The organism is Lacrimispora sp. (genome assembly GCF_046972725.1).
GTDB lineage: Bacteria > Bacillota > Clostridia > Lachnospirales > Lachnospiraceae > Lacrimispora.
This window is the reverse complement of record NZ_JBKVXF010000007.1, coordinates 61,506-79,016: the sequence shown is the minus strand read 5'-3', so window position 1 is coordinate 79,016 and position 17,511 is coordinate 61,506. Positions and strand designations below refer to the sequence as shown.

At 43.9% G+C, this 17,511-nt stretch carries 12 protein-coding genes; 11 read left to right on the top strand and 1 reads right to left on the bottom strand.

Features of this window, described 5'->3' with window-relative positions; translation table 11 throughout:
- Window position 1: 1 nt before the first annotated feature.
- Window positions 2-1,042, bottom strand: coding sequence for a magnesium/cobalt transporter CorA (corA, locus tag ACLTWA_RS18545; protein ID WP_412329391.1), 1,041 nt, complete (start codon window positions 1,040-1,042; stop codon window positions 2-4).
- A gap of 268 nt (window positions 1,043-1,310) precedes the next feature.
- Between corA and ACLTWA_RS18540 the strand changes: the two genes are divergently transcribed.
- The 11 genes from ACLTWA_RS18540 to ACLTWA_RS18490 all read left to right on the top strand — a co-directional run bounded on the left by ACLTWA_RS18540 (window position 1,311) and on the right by ACLTWA_RS18490 (window position 17,425).
- Window positions 1,311-2,093 carry an AAC(3) family N-acetyltransferase gene (locus tag ACLTWA_RS18540; protein WP_412329390.1) on the top strand — a complete coding sequence of 261 codons (783 nt, stop codon included), beginning with the start codon at window positions 1,311-1,313 and terminating at the stop codon, window positions 2,091-2,093.
- Window positions 2,094-3,072: 979 nt separating this feature from the next.
- On the top strand, window positions 3,073-8,592 hold the full coding sequence (locus tag ACLTWA_RS18535; protein WP_412329389.1) for a leucine-rich repeat domain-containing protein: 5,520 nt from the start codon (window positions 3,073-3,075) through the stop codon (window positions 8,590-8,592).
- A gap of 173 nt (window positions 8,593-8,765) precedes the next feature.
- Entirely contained in the window at window positions 8,766-10,739 is a 1,974-nt protein-coding gene (locus tag ACLTWA_RS18530; protein ID WP_412329388.1) for a BglG family transcription antiterminator, read from the top strand.
- Window positions 10,740-10,867: 128 nt separating this feature from the next.
- Window positions 10,868-11,275 (top strand): PTS sugar transporter subunit IIA, encoded by a 408-nt coding sequence (locus tag ACLTWA_RS18525; RefSeq protein ID WP_412329387.1) that lies wholly within the window; start codon window positions 10,868-10,870, stop codon window positions 11,273-11,275.
- A 15-nt stretch (window positions 11,276-11,290) separates the two neighbouring features.
- On the top strand, window positions 11,291-11,782 hold the full coding sequence (locus tag ACLTWA_RS18520; RefSeq protein WP_412329386.1) for a PTS system mannose/fructose/N-acetylgalactosamine-transporter subunit IIB: 492 nt from the start codon (window positions 11,291-11,293) through the stop codon (window positions 11,780-11,782).
- Window positions 11,783-11,795: 13 nt separating this feature from the next.
- Window positions 11,796-12,602, top strand: a complete 807-nt coding sequence (locus ACLTWA_RS18515) for a PTS mannose/fructose/sorbose/N-acetylgalactosamine transporter subunit IIC (protein ID WP_412329385.1) — start codon at window positions 11,796-11,798, stop codon at window positions 12,600-12,602.
- Window positions 12,603-13,421, top strand: coding sequence for a PTS system mannose/fructose/sorbose family transporter subunit IID (locus ACLTWA_RS18510; RefSeq protein ID WP_412329384.1), 819 nt, complete (start codon window positions 12,603-12,605; stop codon window positions 13,419-13,421).
- Window positions 13,422-13,438: 17 nt separating this feature from the next.
- Window positions 13,439-14,629 carry an N-acetylglucosamine-6-phosphate deacetylase gene (locus ACLTWA_RS18505; RefSeq protein WP_412329383.1) on the top strand — a complete coding sequence of 397 codons (1,191 nt, stop codon included), beginning with the start codon at window positions 13,439-13,441 and terminating at the stop codon, window positions 14,627-14,629.
- On the top strand, window positions 14,622-15,425 hold the full coding sequence (locus ACLTWA_RS18500; protein WP_412329382.1) for a ChbG/HpnK family deacetylase: 804 nt from the start codon (window positions 14,622-14,624) through the stop codon (window positions 15,423-15,425). The genes ACLTWA_RS18505 and ACLTWA_RS18500 overlap by 8 nt, the downstream gene beginning before the upstream one ends.
- Window positions 15,426-15,937: 512 nt before the next feature.
- Window positions 15,938-16,441, top strand: a complete 504-nt coding sequence (locus tag ACLTWA_RS18495; RefSeq protein ID WP_412329381.1) for a QueT transporter family protein — start codon at window positions 15,938-15,940, stop codon at window positions 16,439-16,441.
- A gap of 186 nt (window positions 16,442-16,627) precedes the next feature.
- Entirely contained in the window at window positions 16,628-17,425 is a 798-nt protein-coding gene (locus tag ACLTWA_RS18490; RefSeq protein WP_412329380.1) for a hypothetical protein, read from the top strand.
- Window positions 17,426-17,511 lie beyond the last annotated feature (86 nt).

The window sequence follows — 17,511 nt, the reverse complement described above, 5'->3', positions numbered from 1 at the left end:
GTCAAAACCATTTCTTTTTCCTGAAATAATAGACCATACATCCTGCAATTAAAAGCATGACCACCCATGTCGCCCCGTACCCCCACCGCATGCCAAGCTCCGGCATATACACAAAATTCATTCCATAGACGCCGGCAATAAAGGTCAGAGGGATAAATATCGTGGAAATTATGGTCAGCACCTTCATGATCTCATTGAGCCGGTAGCTTGTATTGGAAAGATGCAGGTCAGCAAGACCGGAAAGAAGGTCCCGGCATGTTTCGGTGGCATCGATTGCCTGGACGATACGGTTGTATACGTCTCTGAGGTAGGGCTCTGTGGCAGGATGGATTAAGGCCAGAGCTTCTCTGCCAAGCAAGGAGGCCATATCCCTCAGAGGCCAGATATATTTACTGATCTTCATCAATTCCTTTTTGATCCGGCGGATTTCCAGCAGATGTTCCTGGTCTGTTCGTTCCATCACCTCATCTTCAAGGGTATCGATTTGTTCCTTTAAGGTCTCCAGAACTTCAAAATAGCTTTCCGCCAAAGCGTCGAGCATTAAATACATCAGATAGTCCGCGCCGTAATTTCTCACCTGGGAATCTTCCAATGCAATACGGCTGCGGATACCGTCAAACACATCTCCCATGGTCTCCCCAAAGGTGATCACATAATTGGGGCCAAGAATCAAGTTCAGCTGTTCCACCACCAACTGGCTGTTTGAATAGTAAAGCATTTTGGCGATGATATGAAGGGAATTCCGGTATTCCTCGACTTTCGCCCGTTCCATAGGATCTGATATGCTTTCCATGACCAGAGGGTGAATGTGAAAGGCATCCCCCAAAGCAGTTAATGCCTTTTTCCCGCAGATTCCGTCAATATTGATCCAGCGGACGCTGTGTTCGGGAATCTCTGTCAGCTCCTCCATGTGATGCAATTCAGAAATTCCCTTCGTATAGGCGTGATAGCTTTCGGTGCAGTAATCGATGATTTCTATGACATTGCATTCGGTGGCGGCAAGTTCTGTATGATCATTCAGTGTGATATCTTTTGAATCCATAAACAACCCTCTTTTCTTCCCCGGTAAAAGGATACGTGTATTTTTGGCTTATATTCCGTGATGTATTTTTTCGTGATGCTATTTATTGATAGTATAACACATTTGCTGTTTTTTAGGTGCTTGTTATATATCCGGCTGGGAAAAAGAGCTCTGGTCAGTATAAAACGTAAATGCTCAATGAATGGGCGGTTGAAAAATAGCGCAGACTCCTTTATGATAAATGGAGTCTGCGCTATATAAATTTATGCAATAGAAAGAGGGTTTTATCATGTATACAAAAAAAGATCTGCTGCGTCATCTTGAAACCATGGGAATTATGCCTGATGACACAGTGCTCATACACTCATCCATGAAGGCAATTGGGGAAGTTCTTGGAGGTGCGGATACGGTACTGGATGCCCTGATGGAGTATTTATCAGAAGGCCTGCTGATTCTTCCCACCCATACGTGGGCAACCATGGACGATATTTTCAATGTATTTGATCCGGCAGCGGAACCTGCCTGTGTGGGCATTTTACCCAATCTTTTCCGGAAACGGGCCGGGGTCCTTCGTTCTCTTCATCCGACCCACAGTGTAGCGGTTTACGGAAAAGACGGTAAATCCTTCATCGAAGGAGAAGAACGCCAGACAACCCCCTGCGGGCCTGGCAGCTGCTATGACCGCCTGCGAGAACGCAATGGAAAGATTCTGCTGATTGGTGTGGGACATGGGAGAAATACGTTCATACACTGTGTGGAAGAGCTTCTTAATGTACCGGAGAGATTAAGTGAAACACCGGCGCTTTTTAAAATTGTCATGCCAGACAAACAAATAAAACCTGTCTTTGTCCATCGTCATGAAAATCCCAATACCGATCATATATCAGAGGCATACACAAAGCTGGAGCAGGCATTTTATGACAGGAATGCGGCAAAAAAAGCGACGTTTGGTGATGCTCCCTGCATTTTGTGTGATGCCAACGGGGTGTATCATGTGACAAAGGATATTTTATCCCATCAGATCAATTGCCTTATGGAATTGGATGAGATTCCAAAAGCCTGGTGGCATTGAAAATGACATTAAGAATATCAGGTTTTCATGGATCAACGAGGTGCAGGTTAGCTGAAATACAGTTTTAATGTCCCTCGGTCCAAGGCTTCATCAGGGTTATAAAAGCACGTTTGAAAGGCTAACACCATAGGGCTGAGAATAAAAATAACGCTTAGAGGTAGTTTCAAACAGAAGTGCTATGACCGGAGTTAAGACATGAAAATGTATGCGAATCTTGTATTTATATTGAACAATCATTTGTACATTTCTGATTTAAAAAAAAAAGGGGTATGCAGACCGTCTGGTGAAAGGTGTAAGGTGTAAAAATGAAAAAATATTATCATGTACCTAATGGATTTAATTTCTCACCAGACCGTCTGTCTGACGGAATATTTCTTTTATGAAATAATAGAAATCGTTTGCGGCAGAATAAAAAAAGGGTGGATTAATAAGGCTGACTCCAACCTGGAATTGAATAACAAATGGGATTTGTGGAAAATTATGACTGGATATTATGAAGTGTTAATATATTTGTCAGTATAATTAAGAAAAAAGTAAGTAATTACATATAATTATCTGGGAGCTGCCTTTGGAAAGATTATAAGATTTTCAGCTTGATTTTGTTGTCAATATGGTTTACATAATGCATAGAAGCGGCTGCTTGACTATGTGATTGCTTTATGGTAGATTCTTTTTGGCAAGTGGTTTGTGAGACTTGCTTTTCTTTAACCCACACGGTTAGTTATGACTAACAAAACGTGCACTTAAGTATGGGTAAGAGCATTGTAAAGACATAAATTTTGCAATGCGGTAAGGGGGAATAGGTGCGGTATGTCTTTTTTGCAGGAAGGGAGGCTGGAAAATAACATTTGCAAAAAAAGGCAGAGTACATAATCAATAATACGGTGGTTTATTGTACAGCGATATCTTACCTGAATACGGAAAGGATTCTGTAGTCAGGTTCCATTTGGCATCACATAGAAAAGGAGAACCAGTAAGAATGAGAAAAGCCAAAAGAGCTGCGGTCACAATGCTGTCCACCCTGCTTACGTTCAGTAATACGTTGGGACAAGTGGCATTTGCAGCGCCCGAAATAAATTCCAATGAAACCAAGGTATCTGATGTAAATGCATCGGATTCAGAAGGAAATGAAGAACTGGACGGTAATCATGAAAATTCGGCTGCCGGTGATTTGAAAACTGATATTACAGAGGAAGCGGAAACAGAAAAAGAATCAGAAGCAGATGAGAAAATAGAGGCGTCGGAAGAAACCAAAGCTGAAACGGAAGAAGCAAAAGCTGAAACAGAAGAAGCAAAGGCTGAAACAGAAGAAGCAAAAGCTGAAACGGAAGAAGTAAAAGCTGAAACAGAAGAAGCAAAGGCTGAAACAGAAGAAACCGAAGCTGAAACAGAAGAAGCAAAAACTGAAACAGAAGAGACAAAATCAGAAGAGACAAAAGAAATTCCAGCACAAGAAACACCAGCAGAAGAAGGAACGAAAGCAACTCCGGCGCAGGCAGTGAAAGCGCCTTTGGCAAACGCCCTTCCTCCCCAGATGGCTCTTGCTGCACTTGCACCCCTAAAAGCAGGGGATGTATTTGAACTTGACGGTATCCAGTATAAGGTGTTATCAGAAAATACGGTTCAGGTTGGAAATGGAACATCTCTGGCCATATCCGAAGACGATACCATGATTATGGTTCCTGAAACAATAGAACATGACGGGGTTGACTATACCGTGGTTGCTCTGGGAGATAAGGCTTTTACCTCTTCTACACTTACCCAGGTAGCTTTGCCGGATAGCATTGAGCGGATTGGCAAGCGAGCATTTGCAAAAGCTCCTATTACGGAGATAGAATTACCATCCTCTGTCAAGGAACTTGGCGAAGATGCATTTTTGTACTGTGATGCTCTTACCAGTGTTACTCTGGGAGGCAATTTAGTAAAGATTCCGGATGAGACATTTAAGGGCTTGGGAGAACTCAGTTCTGTGACTTTGAGGGAGGGAATCAAGGAGATCGGTAAGAGCGCCTTTTCTAGCTGCAACAGTCTGGCCTCCATGGATTTGCCTGAATCAATTACCTCAATTGGTGATGAGGCCTTTTATGATACCGGTCTGACCAGTATCGTACTTCCAGCAGATTTAGAGGTAATTGGCAGTTCCTCATTCAAGGACTGCAGGTCACTTACCGATGTGTCCTTTTTAAACAATAGCAAGGTCACGGAGATAAAGAGCAAAGCATTTTCCGGAACAAAGCTTAAAGCAATTGAATTGCCTGCTTCCTTAAAAACCTTTGCAGAAGATGCCTTTTATAATTGTTCCTCTCTGTCAGAAATCAACGTTGCTGACGGAAGTAATGATTTTAAAAGTATCGATGGAGTTCTGCTCCGTGACTCAGTACTGGTGAAATTTCCCGAAAATAAATCAATTGATACATACGAGGTGCCGCAAGAGGTGGAGTCGATTGCAAATAATGCATTTGAAGCCACGAAAAAGCTCTTAAAGGTAATCGTTCCAGATACGGTTACTGCAATTGGAACCAAAGTATTTAAGGATTCTTCCGTTACGGAAGTGACTATGGAGGATGGAGTACAGACCATTGGTACTATGGCTTTTTATAATTGCAATTCCCTGAAAAAGGTAAGTCTTTCCAATCAGATCAGCGTTCTGCCGGAGTATCTGTTTTATAATTGCAGTAATCTCGAAGAAGTAAATATTCCTGCGGCTGTGACCCAGGTTGGAACCAATACCTTCCAGAACGTATCTTCGGATATTATCTATACCGTGACTTCCGAAGAGATGAAGGCCATACTGATGAATAATGGGGTAGATGCGGCACAGATAACCGTCAGTCCTCTGGCTCCGGTTACGGCGAAAGAGTTTACGGTAGACAACATCACCTATACCGTAATAAAGGCACCGTCAGGAACGGATAATGGTACGGTACAGGTAGGAAACGGTGAAAAGGCCATCTCTTATACAGCGTCAGACCTTCACATTCCCGCAACAGTAACCTATGACGGTGAGAGATATACCGTAGAGGCAATTGGAAAACGTGCATTTATGGATAATACTTCTATTAAAACGGTCACCATAGAAGCAGGAGTTTCTGAGATTGGAGAAAATGCGTTCACACGTTCCTCTCTCCGGTCTGTTGTTATTCCAAACAGCGTCGATACAATCAAAAGGGGTGCTTTTTCCGCCTGTGAGAGCCTTTCTCAGATAAATTTACCGGATTCACTTACGGAAATACCGGAATCCATGCTGTCTTCCTGCGACGCCCTTACAAGCGTGACAATACCGGAAGGAGTTGTGAAAATCGGAGTCAATGCATTTAACCAGTGCGCAAGCCTTAAATCCGTGTCCCTGCCTTCCACCTTAGAAGTAATTGATACGGGCGCCTTCTGGAGTATTGATGCGTTGACAACAGTAACCCTTGCACCTGATAGCAAGCTGGAAACCATCGGAGCACGTGCGTTCCAGTACTGCTCGGTATTAAAAGCAATGGAACTTCCTGCTACTTTGAAAAATATAGAGGAGTATGCATTTGACAGCTGCAGCAAGCTTGCAGTGTCCTTCCCAGACGGAAACAGTCTTGTGCGTGTGGGAGAAAAAGCCTTTATCAAGACCTCCATAAAAACCTTTGATATTCCGGCAACTCTGACAGACTTTGATGTAACTGCATTAAATGACTGCTCAAAGCTCACTTCAATCAATGTGGCAGAGGAAAACACACAATTCCGTTCAAAGGATGGAGTGCTGTACAATAAAGCTGGTACGATTCTTTACAAGTATCCAATCTCTAAAAACCAGTCAGTATTTACGACTCCTAAAGAGGTAACAAGCATAGCTGATAATGCATTCAGCGGAGTGACCGGTCTGCAGACATTAAATGTTGCAGATGGAGTGACGGAAATCGGGGCATTTGCATTCTCTTATGCATCGGGAGTGCGTGCCATTCATATTTCCGGAAGTGTAAAAACCATAGGAAAGCTGGCATTTTATAATTGTGAGGAATTGTCAGATGTTACACTTTCTGAAGGACTTGAGGCCGTGGAGCAGAACCTGTTTTTCAACTGTCCAAAACTGACAGGCATCGTTATTCCAAAGAATGTAAAGACCATTGGAGCCGATGCATTCTCCCGGTGTTCCGAGCTTATAAGGATTATTATTGTATCCGATGTTCTGGAATCGGTTGCTCCTTCCGCATTTGGAGGAGTCAGTGAAGATGCAGTCTTTCAGGTGGCATCGGAGCCGATAAAAACACTTCTTGTGGGCAGCGGCATTGATGCAGGAAAGATTACCGTGGATGCTTCACTGCCAACGGAAGAAGTGAAGGAATTTACCGTAGGAGATTTCCGTTACGGTGTGACAGGTGCTCAGACCGCAGCACTTCTTGACGCGACCCGGGCTTCCGGAGCAGTTTTAGTACCGGAAGCAGTAAGGTTTGGCGGAAAAGAATATACGGTTACCTCCATAGGAGACCGTGCATTTCTTGATGCATTGGGGGTTACTTCTATTACCCTGCCGGAGACAGTAACAGAAATCGGCGAGCAAGCCATCTTTGGATGTGAGAACCTGCTTTCCGTTCATTTGCCGGCCAGCCTGGAGTCCGTCGGCGTAACCGGGGTTTCCAGCAACCGGAGGCTGAAAGAAATATCCATTGCGTCTGGCAGCAGACTGAAGGAACTGGATAACGGAGCATTCAGTGACAACATGGCCCTTGAAGAACTGACAATACCGGCTTCTGTCACGACTATGGGCACCCATACCATGGCATGGAATTATGGATTAAAGCATGTGACCTTTGAAGCTGGAAGTGCTCTGACTCAAATCAATGAAGGAACCTTTTTCCGGGATAAGGATTTGCTCCATGTTACGCTGCCTTTAGGAATCAATGGAATTGAAGATGAAGCATTCTACAACTGTACCTCTCTGGAAGCCATCGACCTGCAAAATGTAGATGAAATCGGTGAGAGAGCCTTCTATGGCTGTGAATCCATTAAGGATATCGTTCTTTCCAATGAATTGGAAGAGCTTAAGGATGGAACCTTCTATAACGCAAAGTCACTGGAAAGAATTGTTATCGGGGAAAATGTCACACAAATCGGTGAGCTGATATCCGCAGGAGAAGACGGAATCACCGGTGTGTTTGAAGGAGCCTCCGGCTTAAAGAACATAATTCTGCCTGCAAGTGTTTCCTCCATCGGCAAAAATGCCTTTAAGGGAGCGGCAAGTCTTAATATCATAGAGCTTGATATGGAAAATCTGGATGCGCTGGGCGTTAATGCGTTCCTGGACATTGACGAAAATGCAAAGTTTTATGTAAAAAATGCGTCTATGAAAGCGCTTCTGACAGAATCTGGAGAAGCAGAGGAACATGTAATTGTATCCGACCAGGTCCGTGCCGATAAGTCTGATTTATTATCAGCAATACAGCTTGCTTCAGAATATAACAAGGCTGATTATACAGAAAGCAGCTATAAGGCAATGCAGGAAGCATTGAAAAAGGCACAAGAGGTTGCAAACGAAGCCAGGGTTTCCCAAACAAAGGTGGATCAGGCAGAAAGCACCTTATTGGGTGCCATCGGCGCTCTTGTAAAGAATGTTTCTGAATCACAGACAGATAAGAGTCATCTTCTTAAGGTCATCAGTCTTGCCTCAGGCTACAGCAAAGCAGATTATACAGATGCCAGTTATCAGGCCGTGGAAGATGCCAGGAATAAAGCACAGGCGGTTGCAAATGATGCAAAAGCGTCTCAGCAAAGTATTAATGAGGCTGCAGGCCGGTTATCTGCTGCCATAAAAGCACTTGTAAAAAAGAGTAAGGGCAGCAGCGGAAATGGTTCCGGAGGAAGCGGAAGCAGCGGAAGTGGAAGCAGCGGAAGTGGCGGAAGCAGCACAACCGCATCCAATGCACAGGGAACCGGTACAGGTTCCGGTGTTACGTATGCACCGCTTGATCATGTGTCCGCACAGGCAGCAGTAATGTCAGCGGTAGCAGCATTACCGGATAAGAAGGCACCTTCTGTCAGCGTTGATATTAAAAATATCGGAGCCATCAGCCTGGATACATTTCGTGCCATGGTGAGAGCATGCGGAGATAAAGCAATACAGCTTAATGTAAGCTCCGTCATAGCAGATACAAACCAAGTTGATGTCCGCATCTCACTTGATGCGGCAAAGGTTACAAAGGATCTTAATCTGTCCGCCTCCACTGTCAGCAGCGAAGCGGTTAAAGTGAAGGAAACTCTCTCCCAGAAATTCTCAAACCAGTTCTCGGTATTAAGCCTCGGACAAAAGGGAGACTTTGGAACTCCGGTTGAGATCATGGTAAAACCGGCGCTTACTTCCTTTGATATTAACAATCTGGTATTCTACAGCTACGATAAGCAGACAGGCCTTTATACACTTATCACAGAACCGAAATGCACCCTGGACCAGGAAGGTTATATCCATTTTACGACCAGTCTTGGAGGGGAGATTATTGTCAGTGATAATTATCTGACCTTTAAATAAAGGGCAGGGCTTTAAAAAAGGAATCAGAGTCCCCCGCAATTGACCCGGCTAGGGTCAGCTGCGGGGGATTTTCTTTCCTTTGTTAAAAAAAAGCTTTCTAAAAACAGTACATTATTATAAAAGACAAAGTATGTTATAATATATATACATGAAGGAATAAGGGGGAGGACAGAATGAAACGGAGACAGGAAAGCATCATCTATCAGCTGGCAGTCAGCGAAGGCCCTCTCACAGCCGATGAGCTTGCAAAAAGACTGTCCGTCAGTGCAAGAACCATAAAGTATGAGATGGCAGAAGTGAAGTCCATATTGCCCAGAATCGGAGCGGAGCTTTTGGCCAGGCGCAACAAAGGTTATTCCATATTGGTCAAGAACCGGAACTTATTTGACATGTATCTGGAGCCGCTTTCGTTTCAGTCCAGTCTGGCCAATAATTTTGGCGCTGATGATAATGCCAGATTTCTTTATATTGCAAGAAAGCTGGTTTCCTCCTCACGCTTTTCAAAGATTGAGGATATTGCCGATGAACTGTATCTTTCCAGAAGTGCCATCAGGGACGAGGTAAACCATGTGATGAGCTTTTTAAAAAGCTATCATCTGGAGACCGACTGCAAGCCCGGTCTTGGCATCCGTACATTTGGAACCGAATACCATATGCGGATGGCGATGACTGAATTATTTGCAGTACATTTTCATAAGGTCTTACTGGACAATGCCGGAATGGAATACGCCAAATGGACACAATGCAGTTATGAGGAACGGCAGGACATCAGACATGTGTTTTTGCATATATTAAGAGAATCCGAAATTAAGGTGACGGACACCAATACCCAGCGTCTGGCAATTTATTTCATTATCGTCAGAAACCGCTGCAATGCCGGTTACCGGCTAAAGCTGCCCGAAAGCTGGAAGAGTGAAGTTGTGGATACGGCCGAATACCATACAGCCAGAAAGATTTATGACGGTTTAAAAGAAAAATTTGAAGGCTATGATTTACCAGAAGAAGAAACGGTTTTTTTGGCCGTGTATCTGATGTCCTGCAGAGATCTGTGGAGTGTAGAGCATCTAGAAAAGGAATATCCTCTCTATTATAAAGAGGCAGACGGAATGCGGAAAGAGCTTTGTGAGGATATGAAAAAGACCTGCGGGATTGATCTTATGTATTTTCCCTGGGTAAAAAAAGAGCTGTGCGGTCTTTTGGTTTCTATTTTCATCAGCATTCATTTTGGACTTGATGGTTTGAGCCGGTTCTGGTATGACTATGAAAATCAGGCATTCAACAGTCCTGTTTCTGCTGCGCTGGCCTGCACTGTTGCCGGCTTTCTGCAGGACAGGCTTAAAACCACGATTTCCTTCACCTTTTATGCTCAGCTGGCTTCCCTTATATTTAAAATAACCTCGTTTACCGAATATGATATCAAGCGCCAGAGACTGCTGCTGGTCAATTCAAATGGATTAGGGCTTAATGAAATTACAAAAAAAAGAATTGAAAGCAGGTACCGGCATCTGATAGAGTCCTTCACAATCGTGGAACTGTATGAGATCCGGGGAATGAATCAGGAGGAATATGACGTTGTTCTGACTGATACCAGTGAAATTGCATACCATTATGACCTGCCTTGCTGTGTTGTTCACACCTTAAGCAGTGAGAAGGAAATGGATCTTCTCTTTAACCGGCATTTGATTAAGGCTTACCAGACGGAACCTCTTATTCTGCCCGGTGAGAAGATCGAAATAAACAAAAATTACCGCTATACGGATGAGCATGAGTTTCTGCAGTTTCTATCGTACCGGCATGGAAAGACAGCCCCGGAGAGAGAGCGGTTGAAACATTACTTTAAAACCTGCGGTTTCTATGATACGGGCTCCTTATCCGCCAGGTCCGTGATGATTTATCTTCCTGCTTCTCTCTGCGGGGAAGAACGTATCGAACTGTATTGCCTGGAAAGGACCGGGAATTGGAGAGGAAAGGAAGTGGAGTATCTGCTGTTTGTATGCGTAGACTGGAAGAATGACTGGAAGAGGGTAAAGGCGCTTGAAAACAGTTTCAGAGAATTATTTTCCGGATATTCCAATATGAAGGACTTTGCGGAACAAGGCCGCCCGTTTTTGTTTAAAATGATAGAAAAGTGTCTAAAATATGAATAAGACTTCTATGCTGAAAATTGCACTAATTCATCCTGTGAATTAGTGCTTTTCACTTTTTGACAACAAATATAAGCATAGAAGAAAGAAGTATAAAGTTATATAATAAAGACAGCAAAGGAGGAGAGAACATGAAGTTATTCGTATCATCCCACGGTCATCTGGCAAGCGGCATGAAAAGTTCCATGGAAATTCTGTATGGCAAGTGTGATAATATTACTGTTTTTGACGCATATGTAGATGAACGCTCCGTAAAGGAGCAATTAGAGCAGTTTTTTGAAACCGTAACTGAGGGAGAGCAGGTTCTGCTCATTTCCGACCTTTATGGAAGCAGTGTAAATCAGGCAATGAGTATGTTCCTTGACCGTCCGGATACCACTCTGGTTGCAGGTGCCAATCTGGCCTTTATGATAGGTCTTGCAGGCAGAGACCGTATTGCAAGAGAAGAATTAGATGCATTAATTAACCAAAGCAGGGAGATGCTTTGTATTGTAGATTTAAACAGGGAAACAGCTCCGGAAACGGAAGACTTTTTTTAAGAGGAGAGAAAAGCTATGATTGTAATGGTAAGACTTGATGAACGATTGATTCACGGACAGGTAGCGATTAAATGGTCCCAGCATACAGGAGTAGACCGGATTGTGGTAGCCGATGATGAGGCGGCAGCAAATCCGCTGATTCAGAAGTCTTTGATGATGGCGGCCCCGGCTACGGCGAAAACTGCGATTAAGAGTGTGGAGGCGTCCATTGAGCTTTTAAAAAATCCAAAGGCGGCGGATCATAAGATCCTGGTGATCGTCAGCAATCCCTCTGCCCTTCTTAAGGTAGTAACAGAGGTGCCGGGTATTCCATTGGTAAACATAGGCAACTATGGAAGGGTTGCATCAAAGGAAGACGGAGAGCCGAGAAAAACATACCGGAAAAATTTATACGCATATGAAAGTGAAGCCATGGAATTAAGAAAGGTGGCGGAAACAGGCATCAAATGTAATTACCAGACGGTTCCGGATGATACCCCGGAGGATCTTTTAAACGTATTGAGTTAAGGAGGAAAAGCAGATGTCTGTTATGTCAGTAGCAATCATTGGTACTCTTGCTTATTGGTTTTTCTTTGTCATGGATCCCTATATATTATCCTGGCAGTGTGTGAACCGCCCCATAGTGGTGGCTCCGATCCTGGGGCTTTTGCTGGGCGATTTTCATACAGGTATCATCATGGGAGCCTCCCTGGAATCCATATTTATGGGGATTTCAGCCATTGGAGGATCGATTCCGGCAGATGCGCTTTCCGCCAGCATCGTTGCCGTATGCTATACCATTTTAACCGGTTCTGATGTAGAAACCGGTCTTGCCATCGCGCTTCCGATTGGAACGATTATGGCTTCTTTATCCAATGTATTAATGTCTGTCAGCTCCGCCCTGGCGCCTTATTGGGAAAGGCTTGCAGTAAACGGATCTCCGCGCAGCTTTCTTGCACAGAACCTTATTTTCTCAGGACTTATTTATCCGCTGCCCAATGTTCTCGTTATTTTCCTTGGAATTGCATATGGAGTTACCGGATTGAATCAGGCACTGAATGCACTTCCTCCATTTTTCATGACAGGTCTGACCGCCGCCTCCAGCATGATGGTTGCCGTCGGTTTTGCAATCCTGATTTCTATGATCTGGTCAAAGGAGGTAGCAAGTTTCTTCTTTGTGGGATATATTCTTGCAAAAATTTTGAAAATGGATTCGTTGTCCATTGCCATCATCGGTGCAGCAATTGCAATTACCATGTTCTTCTACGAAAAGCAGCTGATTGATATCAGAAATATGAAGACGGCTTCTGAGGGGAAGCTTTCTGAGGAAGAGGAGGATTTCTTCTAAATGGAAAAAAGAATCTTAAACAGTACAGAAAAAAAGGTATTGAGATCCATGTTCATCCGTTCCCATTTAACCTTTCTGTCTTTTAATATGACAAAAATGGAGGCCAATGGTTTTACAGCTACCATGCAGCCTGCCATTGAAGAGATTTATAAGGATGATGAAGAAGCAAAAAAAGAAGCCTATACACGGCATCAGAACTTTTTCAACACTCATGCAGTTCCGTTCTCTTTTATTGCCGGATTATCCTATGCCATGGAAAAAGAACATAAGGAGAAAAATTCCGTAGACGGCAAGACCATTGACAGCATTAAGGCAGCTTTGATGGGACCCACCGCCGGTATGTTTGATTCCCTGTTCTTTAACTGCCTGCGGATCATCGCTGCCGGAGTTGCCATCGGGCTTTGCTCTCAGGGGAACTTTGTAGGAGTACCCATTTTTATTCTGCTTTACGGAGTGACCCAGTCGGTATTAAAGTTTTTCTGTGTGAAATTTGGATACATTTACGGAACCTCATTTATTGATCAGGTGTTCAGCTCCGGGCTGATGCCGGCTCTTAAAAAATCTGCTTCTATTTTGGGAGTAATGATGGTGGGAGCCATGACTGCCGGCGTTGTCAATGTTCCTCTTAACTGGACGATTCATATGGGTGAGACCTCTGTAGTTGTGGCAGATGTGTTAAATTCCATCTTTCCGGGGATTTTAAGTATTATTCTTGTACTTTTCCTCATGCGCCTTATAAAGAAAGGAAGACGGCCGGTACAGCTGATCATCGGTATTTTTGCAATTTCCTTTATCGGTGCTTTTATTGGTATCTTCTGATTGAGAAAGGACAGTGTATGATCGTTAAATCAAAAAGAATCTATATGGAGGATGGGGTAAAGGACGGATTTCTGGTCATCGAGGACGGAAGGTTCTGTCAGTTCTCAGCCAGGACCGACAGAGACGATGTAATTGATTATGGAAACATGAGACTGATCCCTGGAATTTTCGATACGCACAATCACGGAACCTGCGGCTATGGGCTGATGGAAAAAGGGACAAAGGAAACAATCGCCGGATATTTAAAAGGCTGTGCTTCTCAGGGGATCACTGCGGTGTTTCCCACAGCAGAACGTTCCATGATCTCTGCTGTGGCAGATGCGGCAGCAGAGCATATGGAAGGTGCCAGGATTCTGGGGATTCACAGTGAAGGCCCCTGGCTGAACCGGACGGGAGAAAAAGGAATCAGGACGGGATGGCCGGAGGTATCTATTGAGACGGCAAAGCAGATGGTATCGGATGGAAAGGGCCTTTTAAAACTGGTTGCTCTGGCGCCCGAGATACCAGGAACCGGCCCTTTGATTGACTATTTCTTATCCGAAGGAATCACCCTTGCCCTTGCGCACAGTGACGCCAACTATGAAGAGGCCGCAAACGCATATAAAAGGGGATTTTCCGTATCGACCCATACAGGAAATGTTATGACCGGTATGCACCACCGGGACGTGGGCGGTTTGGGTGCGGCGCTTCTCAATGACGACGTGGCAAGTGAAGTCATCTGTGACGGAATGCATATCTGCCCGGAGATGTTAAGGATATACTTTCGGATAAAGAAGCCGGAGCATTTTATGATGATATCTGACTGTACGCCATTTTCCGGTGCTCCGGCCGGCAGCTATAAAGGATTTGAACCGGGAATGGCGATCAACGTATCTGAGGAGGGATTTGTTCTTACAGATACCGGACGGCTGATGGGTTCCAGCCAGCCTGTACTTTATGGAATCCGGGTCCTTATAGAAACTCTTGGAATGCCAATGGAAACCGTGTGGCCCATGTTTTCTTACAATCCATGCCGGAAATATGGGTTTGACAAAGAGAAAGGTTCCATAAAACCAGGAAAAGATGCTGACTTTACAGTCATAACCGATGACTACCGGGCAGCGGCGACCTATGTTTCCGGCATAAAGGTGTACGATAGGAAAGAGGGATCAGTTTTTAATCCGGAATTTTTAAAAGAATGGGCACAGGAGGAGATGCTGCATGAGTAAAAAGCTGATTGTATCAGCCGATGATTTCGGCTTTAGCGAAGGTTATAATTACGGAGCGGTAAAGGCATACAGGGAAGGGATTGTAACGGTCCTCTCTCTAATGAGCAATATGGAGGCGGCTTCTCATGGAATAAGGCTGGCAAAACAGGAAGTACCGGAGGCAAATCTGGTTCTTCATACGAACTTTGTGCATGGCAGACCTGTGAGTCAGCCAGAAGCTATTCCCTCCCTGGTTGATGAAGAAGGCCGGTTTTACCGTTCCTTCATGTGGAAAAGGGAGGATAAATCCGATGAAAAATGTGTGGGAGAGGTCGTGGTGACGGCAGAAGACTGTTATAAAGAAACGGTTGCCCAGATCAACCGTTTTAAAGAACTGACCGGACATGTTCCCAATCATTTTGAAGGACATTCGGTGATTAATAAAAGCATTCGTGAAGCCTTTCATCAGGCAGCCACGGAGTTTCAGGTCCATTGCATGACAGAGCCTGAGGTGGAGACAGAGCGCTGGCATCCGGTTCATGAAATTATGCTTAAGAATCCCCTTGCCATGGATATTATAAACAGAGGCTGTACACCGGAGGACTTTTTGGAAGACCGGTTCGGAATTCTTAACAGCCCTTTTGAATACAATATCATCCATCTTCACCCCGGTTATGTAGATGGCTATATTCTGGATCATTCCTCCCTTACAACTGCCAGATGCAGGGATTTGCAGGCGGCCTGTGATCCTGCTGTAAAACAGTGGTTTGCAGACCATGACGTGGAACTTGTAAATTTTACGTCTGTTTATAAGTAGATTTGGAAAAGTGCCGTGGGTGTGTTAAGAACCTTTCACACTTAAAGACAAACTTCATTCAGGTGGATTTCCTGTCAGTTTGCAGAGAGTTATTTCCTGCCTTTTTAAGGGCAGGGGATGACTCTTGTTTTTTACAAAAGGTTGCTTGCGTTTATACAGAGTTGAGTCAAAGTTGTGTCCGTTTGTGTCATAAGGATTCCGCAAATAGTGGTTGAGGACAGGTAAATATTGGTTATATTATTGTATAGGAAGGCAAAACGGTGATAGTATGGAAGTTAAAAGAGAAATCTATAAAAATCTTGTGAAGTGGAAACAGGCTGATTCAGGCTTAGAAGTGGCTTTTGATTTGTTCAGATAAAAAAGGGGTGTAAAAATGGTGTGGGACTTGCATTTTGATTCTGCATGAGTTATAGTAATACATGCTGAAACCCTGATAAACAGGCACTTTCAGGAAAATATTTCAAGTGTTCGTGACCTTCCACTTGTAAAACAAAACTAAAGGAGAAAAAAATATGAATTACAAAACATCAGAAAAGACCTACTTTATGGTTTTTTCCGCAGCAATTGCTGCCATCTACACCGTGCTGACCATGGTTTTTGCGCCGATCAGCTTCGGGCCCGTCCAGTTTCGGATATCAGAAATCCTGTGTGTTCTTCCGTTTTTTACCCCAGCTGCAATTCCAGGCTTATTTATCGGATGTCTGCTGTCTAATTTTTTGTGCGGAGCAGCAACCCTTGACGTAATTTTCGGCAGTCTTGCAACTCTGATAGGAGCCATTGGTTCTTACAAGCTGAGAAAAAATCAGTGGTTGGTGTGTGTGCCTCCGATATTGGCAAATACCATTATTATTCCCTGGGTGCTTCGCTTCGCTTACGGCTCAGAAGATTTGATCTGGTATGCAATGATTACGGTAGGAATCGGTGAGCTCCTGGCCATTGGGGTTCTGGGCAATCTTTTGATAAATGTTTTAAACCGCTGTAAGCATGTGATCTTTGGCCGTTTTTTGTCAGAATAAGAATAAATTCATATGAAAACTCCTGGTAGATAGGAATCTGCAGGAGTTTTTTTGTACCCTTTTCATCTTTTTTACCGTAAAGTTACATTTGATATAAAAGATTTTATAAATAATAAAAAATGTAACCCAAATGTAACCGGGATTGTTTATAATATAATATATCTTAAAAGGACAGCGGTGAAAGTGATGGCAATTGGAAGAATGAGTGGAGTCAGTGAAATGGACCGGTATTTAACAATCGCAGTGGATTCTTACGACGACTGGGATATTAGGGGCGTGATCTTTCAGGGAGACAATTCTCTGGGCGTCCAGTTTGGCAGCTTTGCAGAAATGATTATAAATATGGATCGCCTGTTTGATTCCGTAGGAGCACCAAAGCAGACCTTTCAGATGCGGAATCTGCCGGGAACGTCTCCTGAGGCTTTTCAGATGCGGAGTGTGAAGAAGGCAGAGAAAAAAGGAAAGCTGCATACCATTCATATTTACCTCCGATTCCGCTATCATGCCAGCTGGCAGGGAACCATACTTTGGGATGACGGAAAGCAGAAGCAGTTATTTGAAAGCGGGCTCCAGTTTATCCTCCTGGCGGATGCAGTTTTAAGAGGGAGCCAGGAGGGAAAGGCCGTTGAAATTCTGCAGGTGCTGAACCACCCTGCAATTTCCGGAGTAGAATTTTTAGATCCCGGCGGGAAATATATGGAAATAAGCATGACAGAGGAGTCAGAATCCCCATTTGGCATTAATTACAGCAGGATTATTTCCAGTGACGCAGCGGACACATTGAAACGAATGGGACAAAAGGTTACTTTTACCGTTAAAATTATGTTTATGGAACATTTTACCTGGCAGGGAATCCTTTACTGGCGGGAAGGAAAGGCGCAGCTTCCATTTCGCAGCTTTAAGGAAATGATTTACATGATTTCCTCCGCGGTTGAAGCGACCATAACGGACGGGAAACCTCAGGAGGCAGGCAGGTCCTTATAATACGTGTCATAAATAGCACTTTACAGGTCATAAAATCTGTAAGGTGCATTTTTTTGATTGTGATTCTATTGTAGATTTTCTCCAGG